General features: G+C 70.6%; 17 protein-coding genes and 1 pseudogene. 12 read left to right on the top strand and 6 right to left on the bottom strand.

Annotated elements, in window-relative coordinates:
* Positions 1 to 16: 16 nt before the first annotated feature.
* Positions 17 to 1,096 (top strand): inositol-3-phosphate synthase, encoded by a 1,080-nt coding sequence (locus ACLQ23_RS11660; RefSeq protein WP_355588438.1) that lies wholly within the window; start codon positions 17 to 19, stop codon positions 1,094 to 1,096.
* A 237-nt stretch (positions 1,097 to 1,333) separates the two neighbouring features.
* Here ACLQ23_RS11660 and ACLQ23_RS11665 read toward each other — a convergent pair whose 3' ends face one another.
* Together ACLQ23_RS11665 and ACLQ23_RS11670 are read right to left on the bottom strand one after the other, a co-directional pair.
* Complete coding sequence (locus ACLQ23_RS11665) at positions 1,334 to 1,540, bottom strand: ribbon-helix-helix protein, CopG family (RefSeq protein WP_355587427.1); 207 nt, start codon at positions 1,538 to 1,540, stop codon at positions 1,334 to 1,336.
* A 32-nt stretch (positions 1,541 to 1,572) separates the two neighbouring features.
* On the bottom strand, positions 1,573 to 2,058 hold the full coding sequence (locus tag ACLQ23_RS11670; protein WP_355587430.1) for a methylated-DNA--[protein]-cysteine S-methyltransferase: 486 nt from the start codon (positions 2,056 to 2,058) through the stop codon (positions 1,573 to 1,575).
* A 71-nt stretch (positions 2,059 to 2,129) separates the two neighbouring features.
* Between ACLQ23_RS11670 and ACLQ23_RS11675 the strand changes: the two genes are divergently transcribed.
* Both ACLQ23_RS11675 and ACLQ23_RS11680 read left to right on the top strand, forming a co-directional pair.
* A complete protein-coding gene (locus ACLQ23_RS11675; protein ID WP_355587432.1) occupies positions 2,130 to 2,651 on the top strand; it encodes a hypothetical protein in 522 nt (173 codons plus the stop codon).
* 26 nt (positions 2,652 to 2,677) lie between these two features.
* Positions 2,678 to 4,213 (top strand): flotillin family protein, encoded by a 1,536-nt coding sequence (locus tag ACLQ23_RS11680; protein ID WP_355587434.1) that lies wholly within the window; start codon positions 2,678 to 2,680, stop codon positions 4,211 to 4,213.
* Positions 4,214 to 4,351: 138 nt separating this feature from the next.
* Here ACLQ23_RS11680 and ACLQ23_RS11685 read toward each other — a convergent pair whose 3' ends face one another.
* Positions 4,352 to 5,812, bottom strand: a complete 1,461-nt coding sequence (locus tag ACLQ23_RS11685) for a CCA tRNA nucleotidyltransferase (RefSeq protein WP_355587437.1) — start codon at positions 5,810 to 5,812, stop codon at positions 4,352 to 4,354.
* A 126-nt stretch (positions 5,813 to 5,938) separates the two neighbouring features.
* Here ACLQ23_RS11685 and murJ point away from each other — a divergent pair, with 126 nt between their 5' ends.
* From murJ to ACLQ23_RS11720, 7 genes are all read left to right on the top strand, one after another.
* Positions 5,939 to 7,696 carry a murein biosynthesis integral membrane protein MurJ gene (murJ, locus tag ACLQ23_RS11690; protein WP_355629287.1) on the top strand — a complete coding sequence of 586 codons (1,758 nt, stop codon included), beginning with the start codon at positions 5,939 to 5,941 and terminating at the stop codon, positions 7,694 to 7,696.
* Positions 7,697 to 8,140: 444 nt separating this feature from the next.
* The gene (locus ACLQ23_RS11695; RefSeq protein WP_355587442.1) at positions 8,141 to 9,748 is read left to right on the top strand and encodes a protein kinase family protein; all 1,608 of its coding nucleotides are present in this window, start codon (positions 8,141 to 8,143) and stop codon (positions 9,746 to 9,748) included.
* 43 nt (positions 9,749 to 9,791) lie between these two features.
* Entirely contained in the window at positions 9,792 to 10,499 is a 708-nt protein-coding gene (sigM, locus tag ACLQ23_RS11700; RefSeq protein WP_355629345.1) for an RNA polymerase sigma factor SigM, read from the top strand.
* On the top strand, positions 10,496 to 11,500 hold the full coding sequence (locus ACLQ23_RS11705) for a hypothetical protein (RefSeq protein WP_425880635.1): 1,005 nt from the start codon (positions 10,496 to 10,498) through the stop codon (positions 11,498 to 11,500). The genes sigM and ACLQ23_RS11705 overlap by 4 nt, the downstream gene beginning before the upstream one ends.
* Positions 11,501 to 11,682: 182 nt before the next feature.
* Positions 11,683 to 12,633, top strand: a complete 951-nt coding sequence (gene trxB, locus ACLQ23_RS11710) for a thioredoxin-disulfide reductase (RefSeq protein WP_355587446.1) — start codon at positions 11,683 to 11,685, stop codon at positions 12,631 to 12,633.
* Positions 12,634 to 12,663: 30 nt separating this feature from the next.
* Complete coding sequence (gene trxA, locus ACLQ23_RS11715; RefSeq protein WP_053651673.1) at positions 12,664 to 12,987, top strand: thioredoxin; 324 nt, start codon at positions 12,664 to 12,666, stop codon at positions 12,985 to 12,987.
* Positions 12,988 to 13,148: 161 nt separating this feature from the next.
* Positions 13,149 to 14,309, top strand: coding sequence for an N-acetylmuramoyl-L-alanine amidase (locus ACLQ23_RS11720; RefSeq protein ID WP_355587448.1), 1,161 nt, complete (start codon positions 13,149 to 13,151; stop codon positions 14,307 to 14,309).
* A gap of 4 nt (positions 14,310 to 14,313) precedes the next feature.
* On the opposite strand, the gene ACLQ23_RS11725 is transcribed toward ACLQ23_RS11720, so the two are convergent.
* Positions 14,314 to 14,982 carry a GNAT family N-acetyltransferase gene (locus ACLQ23_RS11725; RefSeq protein ID WP_355587450.1) on the bottom strand — a complete coding sequence of 223 codons (669 nt, stop codon included), beginning with the start codon at positions 14,980 to 14,982 and terminating at the stop codon, positions 14,314 to 14,316.
* A 296-nt stretch (positions 14,983 to 15,278) separates the two neighbouring features.
* Here ACLQ23_RS11725 and ACLQ23_RS11730 point away from each other — a divergent pair, with 296 nt between their 5' ends.
* Both ACLQ23_RS11730 and ACLQ23_RS11735 read left to right on the top strand, forming a co-directional pair.
* The gene (locus ACLQ23_RS11730) at positions 15,279 to 16,592 is read left to right on the top strand and encodes a PLP-dependent aminotransferase family protein (RefSeq protein WP_355587453.1); all 1,314 of its coding nucleotides are present in this window, start codon (positions 15,279 to 15,281) and stop codon (positions 16,590 to 16,592) included.
* Between the two features lie 7 nt (positions 16,593 to 16,599).
* Entirely contained in the window at positions 16,600 to 17,601 is a 1,002-nt protein-coding gene (locus ACLQ23_RS11735; protein WP_355587455.1) for a D-alanine--D-alanine ligase family protein, read from the top strand.
* Positions 17,602 to 17,923: 322 nt separating this feature from the next.
* Here the strand turns inward: ACLQ23_RS11735 and ACLQ23_RS11740 are convergent, their stop codons facing one another.
* The gene (locus ACLQ23_RS11740; RefSeq protein ID WP_425880636.1) at positions 17,924 to 18,910 is read right to left on the bottom strand and encodes a hypothetical protein; all 987 of its coding nucleotides are present in this window, start codon (positions 18,908 to 18,910) and stop codon (positions 17,924 to 17,926) included.
* 1,451 nt (positions 18,911 to 20,361) lie between these two features.
* Positions 20,362 to 21,195 (bottom strand): annotated as a pseudogene (locus ACLQ23_RS11745) (ParB/RepB/Spo0J family partition protein); the annotation flags it as partial.
* Between the last annotated feature and the right edge of the window lie 157 nt (positions 21,196 to 21,352).

Raw genomic sequence — 21,352 nt, forward strand, 5'->3', positions numbered from 1 at the left:
GAAGGAGGCAGACGCTATGGGCTCCGTCCGCGTCGCCATCGTCGGTGTGGGTAACTGCGCCTCGTCCCTGGTTCAGGGCGTCGAGTACTACCGCAACGCCGACCCGAACGACCGCGTCCCGGGTCTCATGCACGTCACCTTCGGCGACTACCACGTCTCTGACGTTGAGTTTGTCGCGGCGTTCGACGTCGACGCCAAGAAGGTGGGCATGGACCTCGCGGAGGCGATCGTCGCCAGCGAGAACAACACCATCAAGCTCTGCGACGTGCCGCCCACCGGCGTGTCCGTGCAGCGCGGTCCGACCTTCGACGGTCTGGGCCAGTACTACCGCGAGATCGTCGAGGAGTCCGACGCCACCGCCGTCGACGTGACGCAGGCGCTGCGTGACGCGCAGGTCGACGTCGTCGTCTGCTACCTGCCCGTCGGCTCCGAGCAGGCTGCCAAGTTCTACGCCCAGGCGGCGATCGACGCCGGTTGCGCGTTCGTCAACGCCCTGCCCGTCTTCATCGCCTCGGACCCGGAGTGGGCGCAGAAGTTCACCGACGCCGGCCTGCCGATCGTCGGTGACGACATCAAGAGCCAGGTCGGCGCCACCATCGTGCACCGCGCGCTCGCGAAGCTCTTCGAGGACCGCGGCGTCGAGCTGCTGCGCACGTACCAGCTCAACTTCGGCGGCAACATGGACTTCATGAACATGCTGGAGCGCAAGCGGCTGGTCTCGAAGAAGATCTCGAAGACCCAGTCGGTCACCTCGCAGATCCCGCACGAGATGAGCAAGAGCGACGTGCACATCGGCCCGTCGGACCACGTGCCGTGGCTGGACGACCGCAAGTGGGCGTACATCCGCCTGGAGGGTCGTTCCTTCGGTGACACCCCGCTGAACGCCGAGCTCAAGCTCGAGGTGTGGGACTCCCCGAACTCGGCCGGTGTCATCATCGACGCCGTCCGTGCCGCGAAGATCGCGCTGGACCGGAAGCTCGCCGGCCCGATCCTGTCGGCCTCGTCGTACTTCATGAAGTCCCCGCCGGTGCAGTACGCCGACCACGACGCCCACCAGGCCGTCGAGGAGTTCATCGCCGGCGAGGTCGAGCGCTGACCCGCTGACACACAGCACCGTCGAGGGCCGGGTCCGCACGGACCCGGCCCTCGACGCGTTCAGCTCGACATCTCCAGGTACGGCGAAAGCCTCAGCGCCAACTCGTCGACGGAATCGACCTCGCCACTGACCAGCGCGCCGCCGCGACGAGGATCCCCGCGTCACGTACTCGGCTCTCCGGCCCGGTCCACTCCGCGAGAAGGGTCCGTAGATCTTCCGCGTCCGGCCAAGCCTGGGTCACCGATCGCCAAGCATTTCGAAGAACGTGGCGTCCTCAGCGAACACCTTCCGAGCCGCCTGGCGGGTCCAGTCGTCGCGATCGTGACGGTCCAGGTATGCCTGGATCGCCACTTCCACAGTCTTGTGCATCGAACGCTGCTCGGCCTCGGCAAGCTCCTTGAGGCGCCGTTCGACTTCGGGCTTGAGGGTCAGCGTGAAGGCCATACCGAAGTTGTATAGCCCTTGTTCGGTGAGCGTCAGCCAATGGCCCAGGTGTGTCGCAGCGCGACGCCGGCCTCCAACTCCAGCAGCTTGACCTTGCGGGGCAGGCCACCACCGAAACCGACAAGCTTGCCGCCGGCGCCGACGATCCGGTGACACGGCACGATCACCGGGACCGGGTTGCGGTTGCAGGCGACCCCGACCGCCCGTGCCGCCCCGGGATCGCCGACCAGACGCGCCACGTCGCCGTACGTCGCCGTCTCGCCGTACGGAATGTCTGTCATCTCCCGCCACACCGCCCGCTCGAACTCCGAGCCACGCGGAACCGTCACCGGGACGGTGAAGGCGGTCAGCTCACCGGCGAAGTACGCCCGCAACTCGGCGACAGCCTGCCGGGACACCGCGTCGGCGGGCTCGTCGGCCGCAGCGTCGACCCGGCCGAAGTGCGTGCCGCACACGCTCGTGCCGTCGGTGGCCACGGAGAACTCGCCGATCGGAGAGTCGAGCACGGTCCAGCGCATCCGCCCATTGTCCCCCCGTCTCCGGCTGACCTCGTCCCGGACCAGAGTCGACCTTGCACACCATCGATACTGTGCAGGTCGTGGCCACCGGGACGCTCATCTTTCTCCTCATCGGCGCGGCAGGTGTCGGGGTGCTGGTGCTCGCCCTGCTCGGCACCGAACTGTTGCATTTCGGGCACGCTGACGTGGATGGGCCGGCCTCGACCGAGGCGGTGGCGGGCTTCGCCGGCGCGTTCGGGTTCGGCGGGGCCATCGCCAACGAACTGCTCGGTGCACGTACACCGGGCATGATCGCTGGCGCGGCGGCCGCAGGCCTGGTCGCTGCAGTGCCCACCGCGTGGCTGGCGTCCCGGCTGAGTCGAGCGGCGCGCAACATGCGCACCGACCCCACTCCCACCCGCAACGACATGGTCGGCGCGCTCGGCCTGGTGGTGACTCCGGTGCCGGTCGACGGGTACGGCGAGGTCCGCGTACGCGTCGCCGGCCAGCCGGTCAAACTCAACGCCCGCGCCGACCAGCCGATCCCGGTCGGCGCCCAGGTCTTCGTGGTGCAGGCGCTCAGCGAGACCAGCGTGCACGTCGAGACCTACTGACTCCCCCTCGAAGACAGGACTTCTTCATGCCCTTGCTGATCGCCGTCGCCGGCGCAGTTCTTCTCGTGCTCGTCCTGGTGTTCTTCGTCCTCTCCCGGATCAAGGTGGCTGGGCCGAACGAAGCGTTCATCGTCACCGGCCGTAAGGGCCGCACCACCCAGACCGCCGACGGTGGCCGGTCCACCGACAACTCCGGGCAGAAGGTCGTGCTGGGTGCCTCGGTGTTCGTGCTGCCGGTGGTGCAGAAGCTCCAGTCGCTCGACCTGTCCAGCCGGCGGATCGACGTCGGCATCCGGGGCGCGGTGAGCAAGCAGGGCATCCGCGCCGACCTGAACGGCGTGGCGATCGTCAAGGTAGGCGGGACCGAGGACGCGATCCGGGCGGCGGCACAGCGGTTCCTGCACCAGCAGGACGAGATCGACAACTTCACCCGGGAGGTGCTGGCCGGCGCGCTGCGGTCGATCGTCGGCCGGCTCACCGTCGAGGAGGTCATCCGGGACCGGGCGGCGTTCGCCAACGCGGTGGCCGAGGAGGCCGAACACTCGATGACCAACCAGGGGCTGGTGCTGGACACCTTCCAGCTTCAGGACATCCTGGCCGAGGGCTCGTACCTGCAGGACCTGGGTCGGCCGGAGGCGGCCCGGGTGCTCAAGGACGCGGCGATCGCCGAGGCGCGGGCGCGGCAGCAGGCCGAGCAGGAGCGGCTGCTCGCCGAGGAGGCCATCGCCGAGGCGAACCGGAACCTGGCGCTGAAGCAGGCTGGCATCCAGGCGGAGATCGACGCGGCGAAGGCGAAGTCGGCGGCGTCCGGGCCGCTCGCCCAGGCGGAACGGGACCAGGCGATCCTCACCGAGCAGCAGAAGGTGGCCGAGCGCAACGCCGAACTCAAGCAGCGTCAACTGGACACCGAGGTGCGCAAGCCGGCCGACGCCGCCCGGTACAAGGTGGAGCAGGAGGCCGAGGCGGCCCGCAACGCGGCGGTGTTCAATGCGGACGCGCAGCGGCAGGCGGTAATCGCCGCCGCGCAGGCATCCGCCGAGCAGGCCCGGCTCACCGGTGAAGGTGAGCGGGCCCGCCGGGCCGCGCTGGCCGAGGCCAACGCGATCGAGGGCGCCAAGGAAGGTGAGGCAGAGCAGCGGCGACGTACCGCGATCGCCGAGGCGGTCGAGCGGGAGGGTACGGCCGAGGCCGCGGCCATCCTGGCCCGTGGGCAGGCCGAGGCGGACGCGATGGCGCGCAAGGCCGAGGCGTTCGCGGCGTACGGCGAGGCGGCGGTGCTGGACCTGCTGGTCAAGGTGCTTCCGCAGGTGGTCGAGGCGGCCAGCGCCCCGATCGGTGCGATCGACAAGATGACAGTCATCTCCACCGACGGCGCGTCGTCGCTGACGAAGTCGGTGGCCGGAAACGTGGCGCAGGGTCTTCAGCTCGGCAGCGACCTGACCGGCATCGACCTGCCTGGCCTGCTGGCGCGGCTCGGCTCGGCGTCCAGCGCTGTCGCCAACGGCACCGCAGCCGGCAAGGGCTCCGCAGCGGTGGACGGGTCGGCCGTCGAGACCCGCTGACGACGTACGCCGACGGGCGCCGCTCCTGGTTCGGGGGCGGCGCCCTCCTGCGTACCTGAGAGATCTTGGAAGGAAACTGCCCCCGGAGGGGCGCTTTCCCTCCAAGGTCTTCCTGCGCGGTAGGGCGGCGAGAGCCGGCTAGTTGATCAGGCCTTCGGCGCGGGCCCAACGCAGCAACTCCGCCTCGGCGGCGTCGCGGTCCAGCGGGCCGTGCTCCAGGCGCTGTTCCTTGAGGTGCTTCCAGGCCCTACCGACCACAGGCCCCGGCGGTACGCCGAGCAACTCCATGATCGCGTTGCCGTCCAGGTCGGGGCGGACCCGGGCCAGGTCCTCCTCGGCGGCGATCCGGCCGATCCGGTCCTCCAGCGCGTCGTAGTCGGCGGCGAGCTGGGCAGCCTTGCGGCGGTTGCGGGTGGTGCAGTCCGAGCGGGTCAGCTTGTGCAGCCGAGGCAGCAGGTCACCGGCGTCCGCCACGTAGCGGCGCACCGCCGAGTCGGTCCACTCGCCGCGCCCGTACCCGTAGAAGCGCAGGTGCAGCGCGACAAGCGCGGTCACCTTCGCGGTGATCTCCTTGGGGTAGCGCATCGCCTTCATCCGGGCCTTTGTCAGCCGGGCGCCGACCACCTCGTGATGGTGGAAGCTGACCCGGCCGTCGGACCCGACCGCCTTGGTCGCCGGCTTGCCCACGTCGTGCATGAGGGCGGCCATCCGCAGGATGAAGTCGCAGCCCTCCTCCTCGAACGAGACCGCGTTCTCGACGACAGTCAGCGTGTGCTCGTAGACGTCCTTGTGCTGGGCGTGCTCGTCGATCTCCAGCTTCAGACCGGTCAGCTCCGGCAGGAACCGCTCGGCAAGCCCGGTGTCGACAAGCAGCCGCAGCCCAGCGATCGGGTCGACGCCGCAGAGCAGCTTTGTGAACTCGTCACGGATCCGCTCGGCGGTGATCCGGTCCAGGTCGGCGGCCATCTCGGTCATCGCCACGTACGCGTCCGGATGTACGGCGAAGCCCAGCTGGGCGGCGAACCGGGCGGCCCGCAGCATCCGCAGCGGATCGTCGCCGAACGACTCGCGCGGGGTGCTGGGAGTACGGATCACCTTGGCCGCGAGATCGCCAAGCCCACCGTGCGGGTCGGTGAACCGGTGCTCCGGCAGGCTGACAGCCATCGCGTTGATCGTGAAGTCACGCCGCCGCAGATCCTCGTCGAGGCTCGTGCCGTAGACCACCACCGGGTTGCGGCTGACCTGGTCGTACGACTCGGCGCGGAAGGTGGTGATCTCCAGCCGGAGGCCGCCGCGCTGGGCGCCGATGGTGCCGAACTCCCGGCCGGTCTCCCAGATCGACTCGGCCCAGCCCTTGATGATCCGCAGCGTCTCGTCGGGGTGCGCGTCGGTGCAGAAGTCCAGGTCGTCGCCGAGCCGCCCGAGCAGGGCGTCCCGCACCGAACCGCCCACCAGGTGCAGCTCGTGACCGGCGCGGACGAACCGGCGGCCCAACTCGTCGGCGACCGGGGAGACCCGCAGCAGTTCGGCGACGGCGTTGCGCTGCGCGGCGGTGAGTTCGCGGCGGTCAGCGGTGTGGGGAGCGGAGGCTTCGGACATGGGATCGCCAGACTATCGGGCCGACGTGCGATCCGATCCGCCGGGCGCGGGTAATGGGCGGGGGTTGACTAAGGTCTGTGGCGTGCGGGTCGGTGCCCGGCTCGACGTACCCCTGGGAGGCTGGAGATGAGCGGCGGGCTCTACCGCAGCGCGAACGCCGCGCGCGACGGCGGGCCCGGAGCCGGTGGGCGCCCGCACGACGGCGCCACCTTCATCTCCGCCGAGCCGCTGAACCAGCCGGCCATGGAATCGACAGCCCCGCCGCAGGAGCAGGTGGCCGAGGCGAGCGCCGCGACAAACAGCGCGGTGATGGCAATCGGCAGCCTGGTGAGTCGGGGTACGGGCTTCCTGCGCAACCTCGTCATCGCGGCGGCGCTCGGTGGCGCGCTGGTCGGCGACGCGTACACGACCGCGCAGATCCTGCCCGGGATGGTCTACGAGTTCCTGCTCGGCGGCGTTCTCACGAGCGTGCTGATTCCGGTGCTGGTACGCCGCCGCAAGTCCGACGCCGACGGCGGCCAGGCGTACGCGCAGAGGCTGTTGACCCTCGCGGTGCTCGCCCTCGGCGTGGCCGCCGTGCTCGCTGTCGCGTTGGCCTCGCCGCTGACCTGGCTCTACGGCAGCGGCGAGTCGACGGGCGACTATTCGCAGCTGGTCACGGCGCTGGCCCGCCTCATGCTGCCGATGATCTTCTTCTCGGGGCTGAGCGCGTTGATCAGCGCGGTGCTCAACACCCGGGGGCACTTCGCCGCCCCGATGTGGGCGCCGATCCTCAACAACCTGGTGGTGATCGGCACCGCAGGCCTCTACATCGCCGTGTTCGGTGCGGAGATCGTCCAGCCGGGGGACATGACCACCGGCCGGGTGCTGCTGATCGGTGGTGGCACCCTGCTCGGCGTCGCCATCCAGGCGGCGGGTCTGCTGCCGGCGCTGCGCAAGGTCGGCTTCCGCTGGAAGCTGCGCTTCGACTTCCGTGCGCTCGGGCTGCGCGAGTTGGGCCGGCTCGGCGCGTGGATGATCTGCTACGTCGCGGTGAGCCAGATCGGCCTGATCGTGCTGTTCAACCTGCTGAACCGGGCCGGCAAGGAGAACGCCGCCGGCCCGCTGATCTACAACAACGTCTTCCTCCTGCTGATGACGGCACACGGCATCATCGCCGTCTCGATCATCACCGCGCTGATGCCCCGGATGAGCGCGGCGGCCGCCGACGGCCGGTACGCCGATCTCGCGGCCGACCTCTCCCGGGGCACCCGCACTGTCACCGCTGTGCTGGCCCCGATCGCGGTCTGCTACGCCGTCCTGGCCACGCCTATCGCGTTCACGCTGTTCCGGTTCGGCGCGTTCAACGAGGACAACGCCACCGCCACCTCGATCGTGCTGCTCGCCGCGGCGCTGGCGCTGGTTCCGTTCGCTGTGAGCCAGCTCTTCACCTTCGCGTTCTACGCGCTGCCCGACACCCGGACCCCGGCTCTGATCAACATTCCGATCGTGGCGCTCCGGATCGGGGTGCAGATCGTGCTCTTCGTGGCCTTCTCGGCGAGCTTCGCCGGGGCCGGAATGATGATCGGTAACGCGATCTCGTATCTGGCTGCCGCGATCGGCTCGGCGTGGCTGCTCCGGCCGCGCGTCGGTCGGATCGGTCTCGGCGAGATCATGCGGACCGGCGGCCGGGTCGCGGCGGCGGCACTCGGTTCGGCACTTGTCGGCCTGCTGGTGGTCAAGCTGCTGCCCGGTGATGACACGCCGACCCGCCTGGAGGCGATCGTCCAGCTCGTTGTCGGCGGCGCGGTGATCGGCGGGACGTACCTCGGGTTGGCGATGGTGCTGCGGATCGGGGAGATCACCGAGGTGGTCGGCATGGTCCGCCGCCGCCTCGGTCGCTGAAGGTCAGCCGACGATCACAACAAGTTGGTGACATACCGACCGTGACTGCGGATCACCAGCCTGGGGATGCACCTGTGGATAACTCCGCGATTCGCCGGCCAGCAACCAGATAGTCCTGTGGATAACCAACCGTACGGATGAGCGTGGTCGCCCGATCGGGGGGAACCCGACCCCCTGCGGGACGCGCCGACCGGGCCTGGCCCCACCGTCGATCACTTGCGGTGAAGCCGTAGATTGGTTAGTACATGTGCCAGCAACGTGGCTGACAACGGTCGTAACCGGACTACTTCTCCGACTCCCGGCACCCCGCTGGGTACGGCGGGAAGATGACATGTCGGAGAGACGGGCAACCCGGGTAAGGTCGCTCTCGACGGGTGCGGCGGCGCCGACGCTGGGCGTCGACACCGGTCGGCCGGTTCCTTCGACGGCAGAGCGGGAAGCCACATGCCCAGCAGTGCGGGTCCATCGATCGACACGATCACCGAGGGAGGACGGGTGACCCAGGTCGGCGAAGGTCAGGAGGCGGACGAGAGCGCTCCGCCGGTAATGACCTTCGGTGCTCCCACGGCCGGTGAGATCCTCGCCGAGCGGTACGAACTCGTCGAGCACATCAACAACGACAGCGCGGGTCGGCTGGTCTGGCGCGGGGTCGACGTCATCCTGCGCCGCCCCGTCGCGGTGGTGCTCCGCTACCCGGGTGGCGACTCCGCCACCGAAATGCTCCAGGCCGCCGTCGCGGCCAGCCGGGTCATCCACCCCAACCTTGTCGGCGTGTACGACGCCATCGACGAGGCCGACCGGGCGTACGTGGTCCGGGAGTGGGTCGACGGGCAGTCGCTGCGTGACCTCGCGGCCGAGGGCCCTCTGGACCCGGCCCGCGCCACAGCCATCGGCAACGCCGTCGCCAGCGCGCTCGCCGCCGTGCACGCCACCGGGATGGTGCACGGAAACGTGCACCCCGGCACCGTCATGATCAGCGACGAGGGTCGCGTGGTCCTTGCCGACGCGCGCACCGACGGCGACGACAGCCAGGAGAGCGACATCCGGGCGGTCGGCGGCGTCCTCTACTTCGCCCTGACCGGTCACTGGCCGCACGCCGAGGCACCGCTGCGCGGCGCGACAGCAGGCCATGGCCGTGCCGCCATCTCCGACGCCGTCCGGGACGCCGCCGGCACAATCGCGGCCCCCCGCCAGGTCCGGGCCGGAGTGCCCGCCTACCTGGACGACCTGACGATGGATCTTCTCGACGCCGAGATCGCCCCGCCCTCGTCCGATGTGCTCGCCGCCGAGTTGGCCCGACTGGACGTACCTGCCGAGGACGAGCACTACCTCGACACCAGCGGGCCGTTGCGGTTCGCCGCCGACACCGGGGAAGAGCCGTCCCCGCTGGCCGCTGCGGGTGGTCGCAAGGTGGCCATCGGCATCGCCGGCCTGCTGGCGGTCGCCCTTGTGGGTCTGCTCATCGGCATCAGCGCGCTCGGCGACAAGGACGAGGATCCGCAGAACACCGCCGGTGCCACGCCCTCCGCGAGCGCGCCGGCAGGTGACGCCACCCCGGCCGCCGCCACCGTACGCAACCTCGCCGTACAGGGCATCCGGATCGTCGACCCGGACAGCACCAAGCGGGACGAGCTCGGCGGCGCTGACAAGATCATCGACGGCGACAACGACAAGGGTTGGGAGACCGACCGCTACCCGAACGCCACGTACGGCAACCTGAAGTCCGGCATGGGTGTCTGGCTGGACCTGGGCTCGCCGCACACTGTGAAGTCGGTGCAGGCCGTGCTCTCCGGTCGAGGCGCCACCGCCCAACTGCTCGCCGGCACCGCCGGCTACCCCTCCAGCTCCAACGGTGACAAGCAGATGGTGGCGAACTACAAGACCGAGATCGGTGTGTTGAAGGAACACGACGGCACCACGATGACGTTCAACGGCTTCAACGCCGACGAAAAGTACCGCTACCTGCTGCTCTGGTTCACCGAGTTGCCGCCCAGCGGCGATGAGGACGGTTTCCGACTCGGGGTGCAGGAGATTACGGTCCAGGGTTCGTGAGCCGGGCAGCACGAGCCCGGTACCGTCTCCGCCGGCGGTGGTGATGGACGGGCGCGACGCGGCGACGGACCTTGAGCTGCTGCGCGCCCATGTCGCAGGCGACCGGGACGCCTTCGCCGAACTGTTCCACAGGCACCGCGACCGTCTCTGGGCGGTGGCTCTGCGGACGATCGGCGACCGCGAGGAGGCCGCCGACGCTCTTCAGGACGCCCTGCTGTCGGCCCACCGTGCCGCCGCGCGTTTCCGTGGCGACTCCGCCGTCACGACCTGGCTGCACCGGATCGTCGTGAACGCGTGCCTGGACCGGATCCGACGCCGACAGGCGCACCCCACAGTGCCACTGCCCGACGGCATCAGGTCCGTGGACGGGTCGGGCACCGGCGGCGTCGAGCCGGCCGCACCGGCACACGATCACGACACCGCGCTGGTCGTCCGCGAGGCGCTCGCCGCGCTGCCCGTCGAGCAGCGCGCCGCGCTGGTGCTCGTCGACGTGCAGGGCTACCCCGTGGCGGAGGTCGCCCGCATCCTCGGTGTCGCCGAGGGGACTGTGAAGAGCCGGTGCGCTCGCGGTCGGGCGCGCCTGGCGGTGCTGCTCGGGCATCTCCGACCGGCCGCGTCGACGGTGCCTCGGACTTCGGCAGACCCGAACACGGACGTGCCGGGCGTCACGGCGGGGAACCCACGCCCGTCCGAGGGCGTCGGATCGGGGTCGGGCCGGTACCGGCGGGACGCCAACCAGGAGGATTCGTGACGACCGAGGGGTTCAGGGAGGTCGACAACGACCTGCTCGCCGACTACCTCGGCGGGGCGTTGGACGGCACTCCGCAGGAGGCGGAGGTCGCCCGACTGGTGGCCGCGGACCCGGCCTGGGCACAGGCGTACGCGCTGCTGGCGCCCGCGATCACGCAGGTCCACGCGGACCTGGCCCGGTGGGCCGAGCCAGCCCCGGAGATGCCGCCAGCCGTCGCCGATCGACTCACCGCGGCGCTGGCGGCGGCAGGTCCCCTGCCGGACGAGATCGAGCACCCCACAAGCACGCCGGAGCCCGCTGCCGGCTCCGCGACGCCGGTGCTTCTGCCGGCGCAGGGCGGTCGCCGGCCCGCCGGCTCCGCGCCGGCCGAGCCGGGGCGGAGCACTCCCACCGGGCCGGGGCGTCGACAGCGTCGACAGCGGCGGTGGGTCCGAGGTGCCGCTCCGGTGGCCGTCGCGGCGGTCGCCGTCGTCGCGGTCGGACTGGGTCTCACCCAGCTGTCGGGGAACGGCGGCGACACCGCCGACACCAGCGCCATGGACCGCCCTGCCAGCGCGCCCGAAGCCGCGGCGGGGGCCGGGGCGGCGCGCACCACCGGGCCGCCGCTGCGCAGCGGCACCGACTACACCCCGCAGACCCTCGGACAGTCCACGGGCAGCGCCGTGACCGCCCGTCCGTTCAAGGAGCCCACCGGAGGGCCCGGCGCGCAGCCAGGTGTGGACGCCGAGGAAGGGCGCCGGCCCGCTCCGGACGGCACGGACCAGCTGGCCCGGCTCACCGACCAGGCCGCGCTCACGGCCTGCCTGGCGGACGTGGCGGCCGAACACGGGTCGGCTCCGCTGGTGGTCGAGGTGCTCGACTACGCCAAGTTCCAGGGCGAGCAGGCGCTGGTCATCCGGTTCACCGACGCTGCCGGTGCCCGCTGGGCCTGGGTGAGCGGCCCGGAGTGCGGCGTCCCCGGGTCCGGCTCGGACGGCAGGTATTCAGCGCGGGTAGGGTGAATCCGCGGTCATCGGTGCGATAACCGTCCACGTGACCTGACCCACCGGATGCCCGGCTCGGGAATCCCCACTTCGTACGATGACGTTCTGGAAGTCAGTTGCCGGCACGCGCCACCCGTCGGCACTTGGATCAGCATCGGTGCGCGCGCCGACGCCGAATACACACAACTCGGGAGACGGCAGTGGACGAGGTCCGCAACCTGATCATCATCGGCTCCGGCCCGGCCGGCTACACGGCGGCGGTCTACGCGGCCCGCGCCAACCTGAAGCCGCTGATCATCGAGGGCGTGCAGTCCGGCGGCGCGCTGATGACCACCACCGAGGTGGAGAACTTCCCCGGGTTCGCCGACGGCATCCTCGGCCCCGAGCTGATGGACAACATGCGTAAGCAGGCCGAGCGCTTCGGTGCCGAGTTCCTCACCGACGACGTGACCCGCGTCGAGCTGGCGGACACCGGCGATGCCGGCGCTGGCGCCGTGAGCACCGTCTGGGTAGGCGAAACCGCCTACCGGGCCCGCGCGGTGATCCTCTCCACCGGTTCGGCCTGGCGTCCGCTGGGCGTGCCGGGCGAACAGGAATACCTCGGCCACGGCGTCTCCTCGTGTGCCACCTGCGACGGGTTCTTCTTCCGCAACCAGCACATCGTTGTCGTCGGCGGTGGTGACTCGGCGATGGAGGAGGCCAGCTTCCTCACGCGCTTCGCCGACTCGGTCACGATCATCCACCGGCGCGACTCGTTCCGGGCCAGCAAGATCATGGCGGACCGGGCGCTGGGCAACGAGAAGATCAAGGTCGAGTGGAACAGCACCGTCGAGGAGATCCTGGGCGCCGACGGCAAGGTCACCGGCGTACGGGTCCGCAACGTGCACACCGGCGAGACCAAGGTGCTGGACGTCACCGGCGTCTTCGTGGCCATCGGTCACGACCCCCGCAGTGAACTCTTCCGGGGCCAGGTCGAGATGGACGACGAGGGGTACGTGAAGGTCCAGGCGCCAAGCACCCGGACGAGCGTGCCCGGCGTCTTCGCCGCAGGCGACCTGGTCGACCACACCTACCGTCAGGCGATCACCGCGGCCGGCACCGGCTGTGCCGCCGCGCTCGACGCCGAGCGGTTCATCGCGACGCTCAGCTGAAACAGGAAACACATCCCGGAGGAGGGCATAGTGGGAAATACCAAGGCGGTCACCGACAAGAGCTTCGTCGCTGACGTGTTGCAGGCAGACAAGCCGGTTCTGGTGGACTTCTGGGCCGAGTGGTGCGGTCCGTGCCGCAAGGTGTCGCCGCTGCTCGAGGAGATCGCCGGCGAGATGGGCGACCGGGTCAGCATCGTCAAGCTCAACATCGACGAGAACCCGGAGACGGCACGCGCCTACCGGGTCATGTCCGTGCCGACGCTCACCGTCTTCAAGAACGGCCAGCCCGTGCAGTCGATCGCTGGCGCCAAGCCGAAGGGCGAGCTGGTTCGGCTCATCGAATCGGCCCTCTGACCAGTAGAAAAGCCACCGAACCCCGTACCCGATCGTTGGGTGCGGGGTTCGCTGTCTTCGCGGCCCGCGTTTTTCCGGCCCGAGCCACCTTGCCGCCCCGGAACGCATAACCTCAAGCCTGGGCCGCCCGGCCAGCCAGCTTCCTGCAGAGGGGGTCGAGCGTGCGTCCGATCCGACCCGGTGACCGGGGACCAGCGGTCACGGAGATCCGTACCATCCTGCATGGTCTCGACCTGCTCGCCGCCGGTCCGCAGACCGACGAGTTCGACCTCGACGCCGAGCGCGCGGTGCGGGCATTCCAGCAGTCCCGTGGGCTCAGCGTCGACGGCCGGGTCGGCACGGAGACCTGGGGTGCCCTCGAAGCCGCACGGTGGCGGCTCGGCGCCCGCACCCTCTACCACGCGGTGCCCGACCCGCTCACCGGCGAGGACGTCCGCTCGCTCCAGGAACGGCTGCTGGAGATGGGGTACGACGTCGGCCGCGCCGACGCCATCTACGGCATCCGGACCTCCCGCGCCGTGGCGCAGTTCCAGCGGGAGGTCGGGCTCACCCCCGACGGCTCCTGCGGCCCGCACACGATGAACGCCCTGCGCCGGATCGGCCGCAAGGTCGTCGGCGGGCGCCCGCAGTGGCTCCGCGAGTCCGACGCGATCCGCCAGTCCGGGCCGGCGCTCGTCGGCAAGACGGTGGTCATCGACCCCGGGCACGGCGGCACCGACCCGGGCATGGTGGTGCCGGACGGCCCGCTGCGCTGGACGGAGGCGGATCTGGTCCACGACCTGGCGAGTCGGCTGGAGGGACGGTTAGCCGCATCCGGTGTACGGGTGCAGCTCACCCGAGGTCCCGCGCCTGACAAGTGCCTGCCGGACACCGAGCGGGCGATGCTCGCCAACTCGCTCGGCGCCGACGTGTTCGTGTCGCTGCACCTGGACGGGCACGCCAACCCGGAGGCGGAAGGAGTGGCGACCTACCACTACGGCACCGACAACGGGGTCACCTCGTCGACCGGCGAGCGGCTGGCCGGGCTGGTGCAGCGGGAGATCGTCGCCCGGACGGGGCTGCGGGACTGCCGCACCCACGCCAAGACGTGGGACCTGCTGCGGCTCACGCGAATGCCTGCGGTACGGGTGGAGGTCGGCTACCTCACCTCGCCGACGGACCGCGCCCGGCTCGTCGACCCCCGTTTCCGGGACCGGGTGGTAGAGGCGATCGTGGCCGCGGTGCAGCGCATGTACTTCCCGATCGAACGGGACGTGCCGACCGGCTCGATCGACGTCAGCGAACTGCGGGCGGTGGTCACCGCCGGCACCGTCGTCGACTGACCCCTCAGTTGCCGGCGGTGGAGCGGGTGGCCGGTGCCGGTCGAACCGGACGCAGCAGGGTTTCCGGGCTCATCGAGCCGAGGAGCTTCTCCAGCGCGTACTCGACGTCGGACTTCCAGCTCAGCGCGGTACGCAGCTCAAGCCGCAGGCGGGGGAAGCGGGGATGCGGACGTACGGTCTTGAAGCCGACCGACAGGAAGAAATCGGCCGGCGCCACGCAACCGCCGGCCGGGTCGTCCGCGTCACCGAACTTGGCATCGCCGAACGCCTCGATCGCCTTGATCCCCCGCTTGGTCAGATCCCGTGCGACACCCTGCACGAGCATCCGGCCCAACCCGCCGCCGGAGAACGAGGCGACCACGTTGGCGGTCATCAGAAGCGCCGCGTCGGCCGAGACCGGAGAGGTCGGGAAGGCCATCGAGCGGGGTACGTAGGCGGGCGGCGCGTACATCACGAAACCCGCAGGCATGCCGTCGACGTACGCGAGCTTGCCGCAGGAACCCCACTCAAGCAGCGTCTGGGAGACCCACGCCTCCTTCTCCAAGCCGGGGTCACCGGCGGCGCAGGCCCGGTCGGCGGAGACCGGATCCAGCTCCCAGTAGACGCACTGCCGGCAGGGACGAGGAAGATCTTCAAGCGTGTCGAGGGTCAGGCTGACCAGACGTCGCGACATATGGCGCATCCCCACAATAGGCTCGGTGGTGAGACCGGCACGGAACGACAGCGCCGCCTTCCTGCCCCCGACGAGCGATCGTACGCCGCTGATCGACCGTACGGGAGGGGACGCGCAGATACCCACCGCCCCGGGGGACGGCAGCGGGCGTCCGGGATGTGGTCGGTCCGTCACTGCAGGCCGACATGCGGGCCCAGGCGGGCTACGATCGACAATCGGTGCCTCCAGCCCCCATGGTCACGAGTGGGCGGGGTACCCGGGGCGGGAGCCACCCGAGCAGCGATCGAGGTGAGGTCATGACCGGCACGACGCTCGACGACTACACCGACCGGTACGCCCGGCGTGTACGCGGCATGACCGCCTCGGAGATCCGAGCACTCTTCGCAGTGGCCAGCCGGCCGGAGGTCGTCTCACTCGCCGGTGGCGCTCCCTACATCGCCGCGCTGCCCCTCGACGCCGTGGGCGAGATGCTGGGCCGGCTCGGCTCCGAGCACGGCGTGACCACCCTCCAGTACGGCATCGGCCAGGGCACCCTCGAGCTGCGCGAGCGGATCTGCGAGGTGATGTCCCTCTCCGGGATCGACGCCGCGTGTGGCGCCTCACCCGAGGACGTGGTGGTCACCGTTGGCGGGCAGCAGGCTCTCGACCTGGTGGCCCGGCTCTTCCTCGACCCCGGTGACGTGGTGCTCGCCGAAGGCCCCACGTACGTGGGCGCGCTCGGGGTCTTCCAGGCCGCGCAGGCGCAGGTGGCGCACGTGCCGATGGACGCCGACGGGCTGATCCCCGAGGCCCTGGAGACAGCCATCGCCGACCTGGCCCGCGCCGGCCGGCGGGTGAAGTTCCTCTACACCATCCCCACCTACCAGAACCCGACAGGCGTGACGCTCAGCGAGGAGCGCCGGGAACGCGTCCTCGACATCTGCGAACGGGCCGGCCTGCTCGTCATCGAGGACGACCCGTACGGCCAACTGGGTTTCGAAGGTGAGGCGCCCGCGCCCCTGCGGGCCCGCCGCCGCGACGGTGTCTTCTACCTCAGTACGTTCTCCAAGACCTTCGCCCCAGGGCTGCGGGTCGGCTGGATCCTGGCCCCGCACGCGGTCCGCGACAAGCTGGTCATCGCCAGCGAGGCGCAGATCCTCTGTCCCAGCGGCTACGCCCAGGCCGCCGTCGCCACCTACCTGAGCACGATGCCGTGGCGGGAGCAGCTGAAGGTCTACCGCGAGGTCTACCGCGAGCGCCGGGACGCCCTGCTCGACGCGCTTGCCGACCTGATGCCCGAGGGCACGAGCTGGACGACGCCGGCCGGCGGCCTCTTCGTCTGGACCAGCCTGCCCGACGGGCTCGACTCGAAGGCCATGATGCCGCGCGCGATCGCCGCGCGGGTCGCCTACGTGCCCGGCACCGGCTTCTACGCCGACGGCACGGGCACCGACGCCATGCGGCTCAACTTCAGCTTCCCGCCGCCGGAGCGCATCCGTGAGGGCGTCCGCCGCCTCGCCGGCGTCATGGAGCAGGAGATCGCGACGCGACGCGTCTTCGGCGCAGTAAGCGGCACTGCGGGCCGTCGTGGCCGGCCCGGCTCCGACGTGCCGGGGCCCGACTTGGCATGATGCCGCAATGGGTACGACCGCTGTCGAGCGCCTCGCCGTGACCAACTCCGCTGTCGCGGCCGACCTGCGGGTGCTCGTACTCGCCGGGGGCCTCTCCTACGAACGTGACGTTTCACTGCGCTCCGGCCGCCGGGTGATCGACGCCCTGCGTGCCGTCGGGGTCGAGGCCGAGCTGCGGGACGCCGACGTGGCGCTCCTGCCCGCCCTCGCCGCCGACCCACCGGACGCCGTCGTGATCGCCCTGCACGGGGCGAGCGGCGAAGACGGCTCCCTGCGGGGAGTGCTCGACCTGTGCGGCATCCCGTACGTCGGCTGCGACGCCCGCGCCTCCCGACTCGCCTGGGACAAGCCCTCCGCCAAGACGGTGCTCCGCGAAGCCGGCATCCCCACCCCCGACTGGGTGGCACTGCCGCACGACCGCTTCTCCGAGTTGGGCGCGGTCGCCGTCCTGGACCGCATCGTCGACCGGTTGGGCCTGCCTCTGATGGTCAAGCCGGCGCAGGGCGGGTCGGGTCTGGGCGCCGCCGTGGTCCGGGACGCCGCGTCACTCCCGGCCGCGATGGTCGGTTGCTTCGCGTACCACTCGACGGCGCTCGTCGAACGGTACGTGGCCGGCAAGGACGTGGCGGTTTCCGTTGTCGATCTGGGTGACGGGCCGCAGGCGCTGCCGCCGGTCGAGATCGTGCCGCGTAACGGTGTCTACGACTACGCCGCCCGTTACACCGCCGGACGGACCACCTGGCACGCCCCGGCCCGCCTGGAGCCGGAGGTGGCCGCCGCGGTGGCCGACGTGGCCCTCGCCGCGCACACCGCGCTCGGCCTACGGGACCTGTCCCGGGTCGACGTGATCGTGGACGCCGCCGGCCAGCCACACGTGCTGGAGGTCAACGTCTCGCCCGGCATGACGGAGACGTCACTGCTGCCGCTCGCCGTCCAGGCCGCCGGTCTGGACTTCGGTCGACTCCTCGGCTCGATGGTGACCCGCACCGCTGCCCAGCGCGCGACCTGACCCGCGACACGGCACGTGGCGGACCCGGTCCAGGGTGAGCAGCGGTGAGCTTGGCGAGGGCGATGGCCGCCAAGTAGCGCGGCTACGTACCCGGCCACCCGGACCGATGCGGGTATCGCGAACGACGAACTGCCGAGCTGCCGAGCTGCCGAGCTGCCCGTGAGGGTGTACGGGTGTGGTGCCGACGCCCGCCTGACAGGTCGATGATCAGCGGGCGGGTCGTACGTCAAGTGAGGTGTCGTTGTCGGGGCGGCGGCGTCTGGCGCGGTCGCGGGCGTGGTTCAAGTGGTCGCGGCGTGGTTCGTGCGGTCGCGGGTGGGGCTCAAGTAGTCGCGGGCGTGGCTCCCGGGCCGGGACCGGGTGCTGACTCGGCGTCCTGCCCGGCGTTCTGCTCGGCGTCCTGTTCGCCTGCTGGGCCGGTTACTTGCTCGGTTGGGCGGAGTGCGTGCACGGCTGGACCGGCTGCTCGCTCGGCTGGGCCGGTTACTTGCTCGCCGGCCGAGTGGTCGGCGGTGACAGTGGACGCGGGTGGCGGCTCGATGTCGATCGCGGCCGGAGCGGTGACGGAGGGCGCCCCGTCCTCCCCATCGCCGTCGGTAAGGTCGGCGTTCGAGCTGTCCTCGACTGCCGGCTCGGGGATCTCCTCTGCCGCCTCGATCACCGAGACGGCCTCCTCTTGGGCCGCAGCGGCGTGCGCAGCTTCGGACTGGGCAAGCAGACTCGATGGCGCCTGCCACTGGATGCGTGGCGGCTCCGCCAGCGGCCGACCGCCGAACTCAGCGAGCCAGGCGGCGACGAGCGCCAGGTTTTCGCGCCACTGATCTTCGGAGATCGGCGGCAGGATCGAATCCCACAGCGACAGGAAGGTTCCCCGCAGTTGCAGCCGACCGTACGGGCGAGCCAGGAACCACATGTGCAGGTGAGCGGAGCCGTCGCCCCAACGGTTGACGTGCACCCGCGCCACCCCGTCCAGCGACCGGATGGCGCGTTCCAGGCGAACTGTCATCACCCCGAGTTCGGCGGCGAGCAGGTTCGGTAGATCACCTAGATCGAGGTGGGTCCGCGATTCCAGGATGAGCACCATGGGCAGACCGGTGGGGCGATCCATGGCGCGTACCCGCCAGCGCTCTCCCACCCAGATGTACGCGTCGTCGGGAGCGTTGCAGGCGGTGCATTCCCGGAGGCCCTCGCCCTTGCGTGGCGGTTCGACCGGGACCGGGTCGTCGAGCTGCTTCACACGGAGGTCACCCTCGAAGGGAAACGAAGGCCACTGGGTGAAGTCCGGGACTGAGGGAGGGGTGTCGTGCACGACGCTGACCCTAACCGAGTCTGGCACCCATGTCCCTACCTGTTTGATCGTTCCGGAACCTCCAGATCAGTACCTCGCGTCGATCGGCGGATGCGTCGCCGACACCCCTCCGAAGCGATATCCACAGGCTGCCGAGACGACGAACACAGGCCGTCATCCACAGGCCAGCACCCACGTCCACGCGGTGTTTCACGTGAAACGGGGGGTGCCTGTGGACAAAGGGTGTGGATAACTTTTCCGCCGCTCGGTCGTTGCGATCGGGCTGTGGCGAGCCGGCGCAGATGACGTTTCTGTGGAGTCGTGGATGGCGGTCACGCCAAGCCGCTGAAGGGGTGCCGAGTCGCGCTCAGCTCTGCCGTCAAGGCCGGCCGGGTCGACGGGTTGCCGTCCACAGGTCGGCCTGTCGCTAATCCATGTGCCCCGCCACCCGGCTGGGCCGGCACACCCGTGGCTCTTTGTGGCGACGGTGACCTCGTCCAGGTACGTGAGCCTCTGGCTACGTGCTCTGCGCGGACCGGTGCCGGTCGGCGCAGAGCAGAAGCCCTCGATGACGGACTCCCTGCGGCACGAGCTGCCTCCCGGTGGGGCGGATGGTCGAGCGCCAGCTTGATCCACACGGGTTCCTGGAAATCGGGGTGTCACTGGCAGCGGGACACCCCAATTTCCAGGAAGCCGAGTCGATCTCCGACTCTAGGTGGCGGCGTTTCACGTGAAACGGCCGCGCCAAGGAGTCATCTGGCCCACAAGTAGTTCCCGGGGCGGCAACCGGATGCCTCGCGCGCCCTCTCAGCGGGCCGCTGCCGGCATCTCGGCCTCGCCAGGCGCCTCCGGGTACGGCACGTCGTCCGTGAGCGCCCTTAGAGCCGCAGAGGTCAACTCCGCCCTGAGCTTCACCCCGGCGGACCTCCCCGTTGTGCCGCAGTGTCGTCGCGGTCAGGACGCTAGGGACTTGCGAGGCGGCATAGGGCCGGGGCCGTTGCAGGGCGGCGTGGGCGTCCCCGGAGTGATGCAGCGCGGGCGCGGGCACGGGGCGCGGGCACGGGGCGCGGGCACGGGGCGCGGGCACGGGGCGCGGGCACGGGGCGCGGGCACGGGGCATGGGGTGGGGCCGCGGGGCACGGGCGCGGGCATGGGGCACGGGGCACGGGGCGCGGGCGCGAGGCACGAGGCGCGACGAGGCGCGGGCACGAGGCGCGAGGCGCGGGCAGAGCTACGCGACACGACAAGACAAGACAGCGCGTCGAGTCGGGACGGTGCGCAAGGTGTAGGACGGCACGGCCGCCAAGGCCGCAACCAGCCGGCAAGCGGGACGCGGAACGGGCCGAGCTGTCGAGCGACGCTGCGCCCGGCAAGGTCCGCGCAGAGAGGCCGCTCGTCTGTTTCACGTGAAACGGGGCCAGACGCAGAACGGCCGCGCTACCCGAGGGAGCGCGGCCGTAGGCGAAGGGCGATCAGTCGTCGGAGCCTTCCTGCTGCACTCCGATGATCCCGACGATCCGTTCGAGGTCGTCCACGGTGGCGAACTCGATCGTGATCTTGCCCTTGCTCCGACCTATGTCGACCTTTACCCGGGTGTCGAAGCGGTCCGACAGCCGGTCGGCCAGATCCGACAGGGCAGGTGCGTGCGGCTTCGCTCGGCGCTTCGCTGCCTGGGTCTTTGCGGGCCCGTCGTTCAGCGCCAGCGCGACAACCTCTTCGGTGGCTCGCACCGACAGCCCTTCGGCCACAATTCGCAGTGCCAACTGCTCCTGTGCCTCCGGGTCGTCGAGGCTCAGGAGTGCGCGGGCGTGGCCGGCAGAGAGGACGCCCGCCGCTACCCGACGCTGCACCGGCGCCGGCAGGTTCAGCAGTCGGATGGTGTTGGAGATCTGTGGACGGCTGCGGCCGATCCGGCGAGCCAACTCCTCGTGGGTGGCCCCGAACTCCTCAAGCAACTGTTGGTAGGCGGCGGCCTCTTCCAGCGGGTTCAGGTTGGCCCGGTGGATGTTCTCCAACAGCGCGTCGCGGAGCATGGCGTCGTCGCGGGTGTCCCGGACGATCGCCGGGATGTTGTCCCGCCCGACGGCCTGGGCGGCACGCCAGCGCCGCTCGCCCATCACAAGCTCGTACTTCTCGCCGTCGAGCTGCCGGACGACGATGGGCTGGAGGAAACCGACCTCCTGGATCGAGGTCTTCAGCTCCTCCAGCGCCTCCTCGTCGAAGACCTGGCGGGGCTGCTTCGGGTTCGGCAGGATCGCGTCGACCGGGATCTCGGCGAACCGGGCGCCCGGCACCGGACTGAGGGCGGGCTCCGGCTGGTGGGGCGGCGCGCTGACGGGCGCAACCGGCACGGCGGAGTTCGCCGGGCCGTCGTCAACGTTGACGTCCACATGCCCGTTCTCCGGCTCGGCCGTCACGGTGCCGGCGGCACCTGGCACCGGCCCGGTCGGGATGAGCGCCCCC

This window comes from Micromonospora sp. DT41 (assembly GCF_049841715.1).
GTDB classification, from domain to species: Bacteria; Actinomycetota; Actinomycetes; order Mycobacteriales; family Micromonosporaceae; genus Micromonospora; species Micromonospora profundi.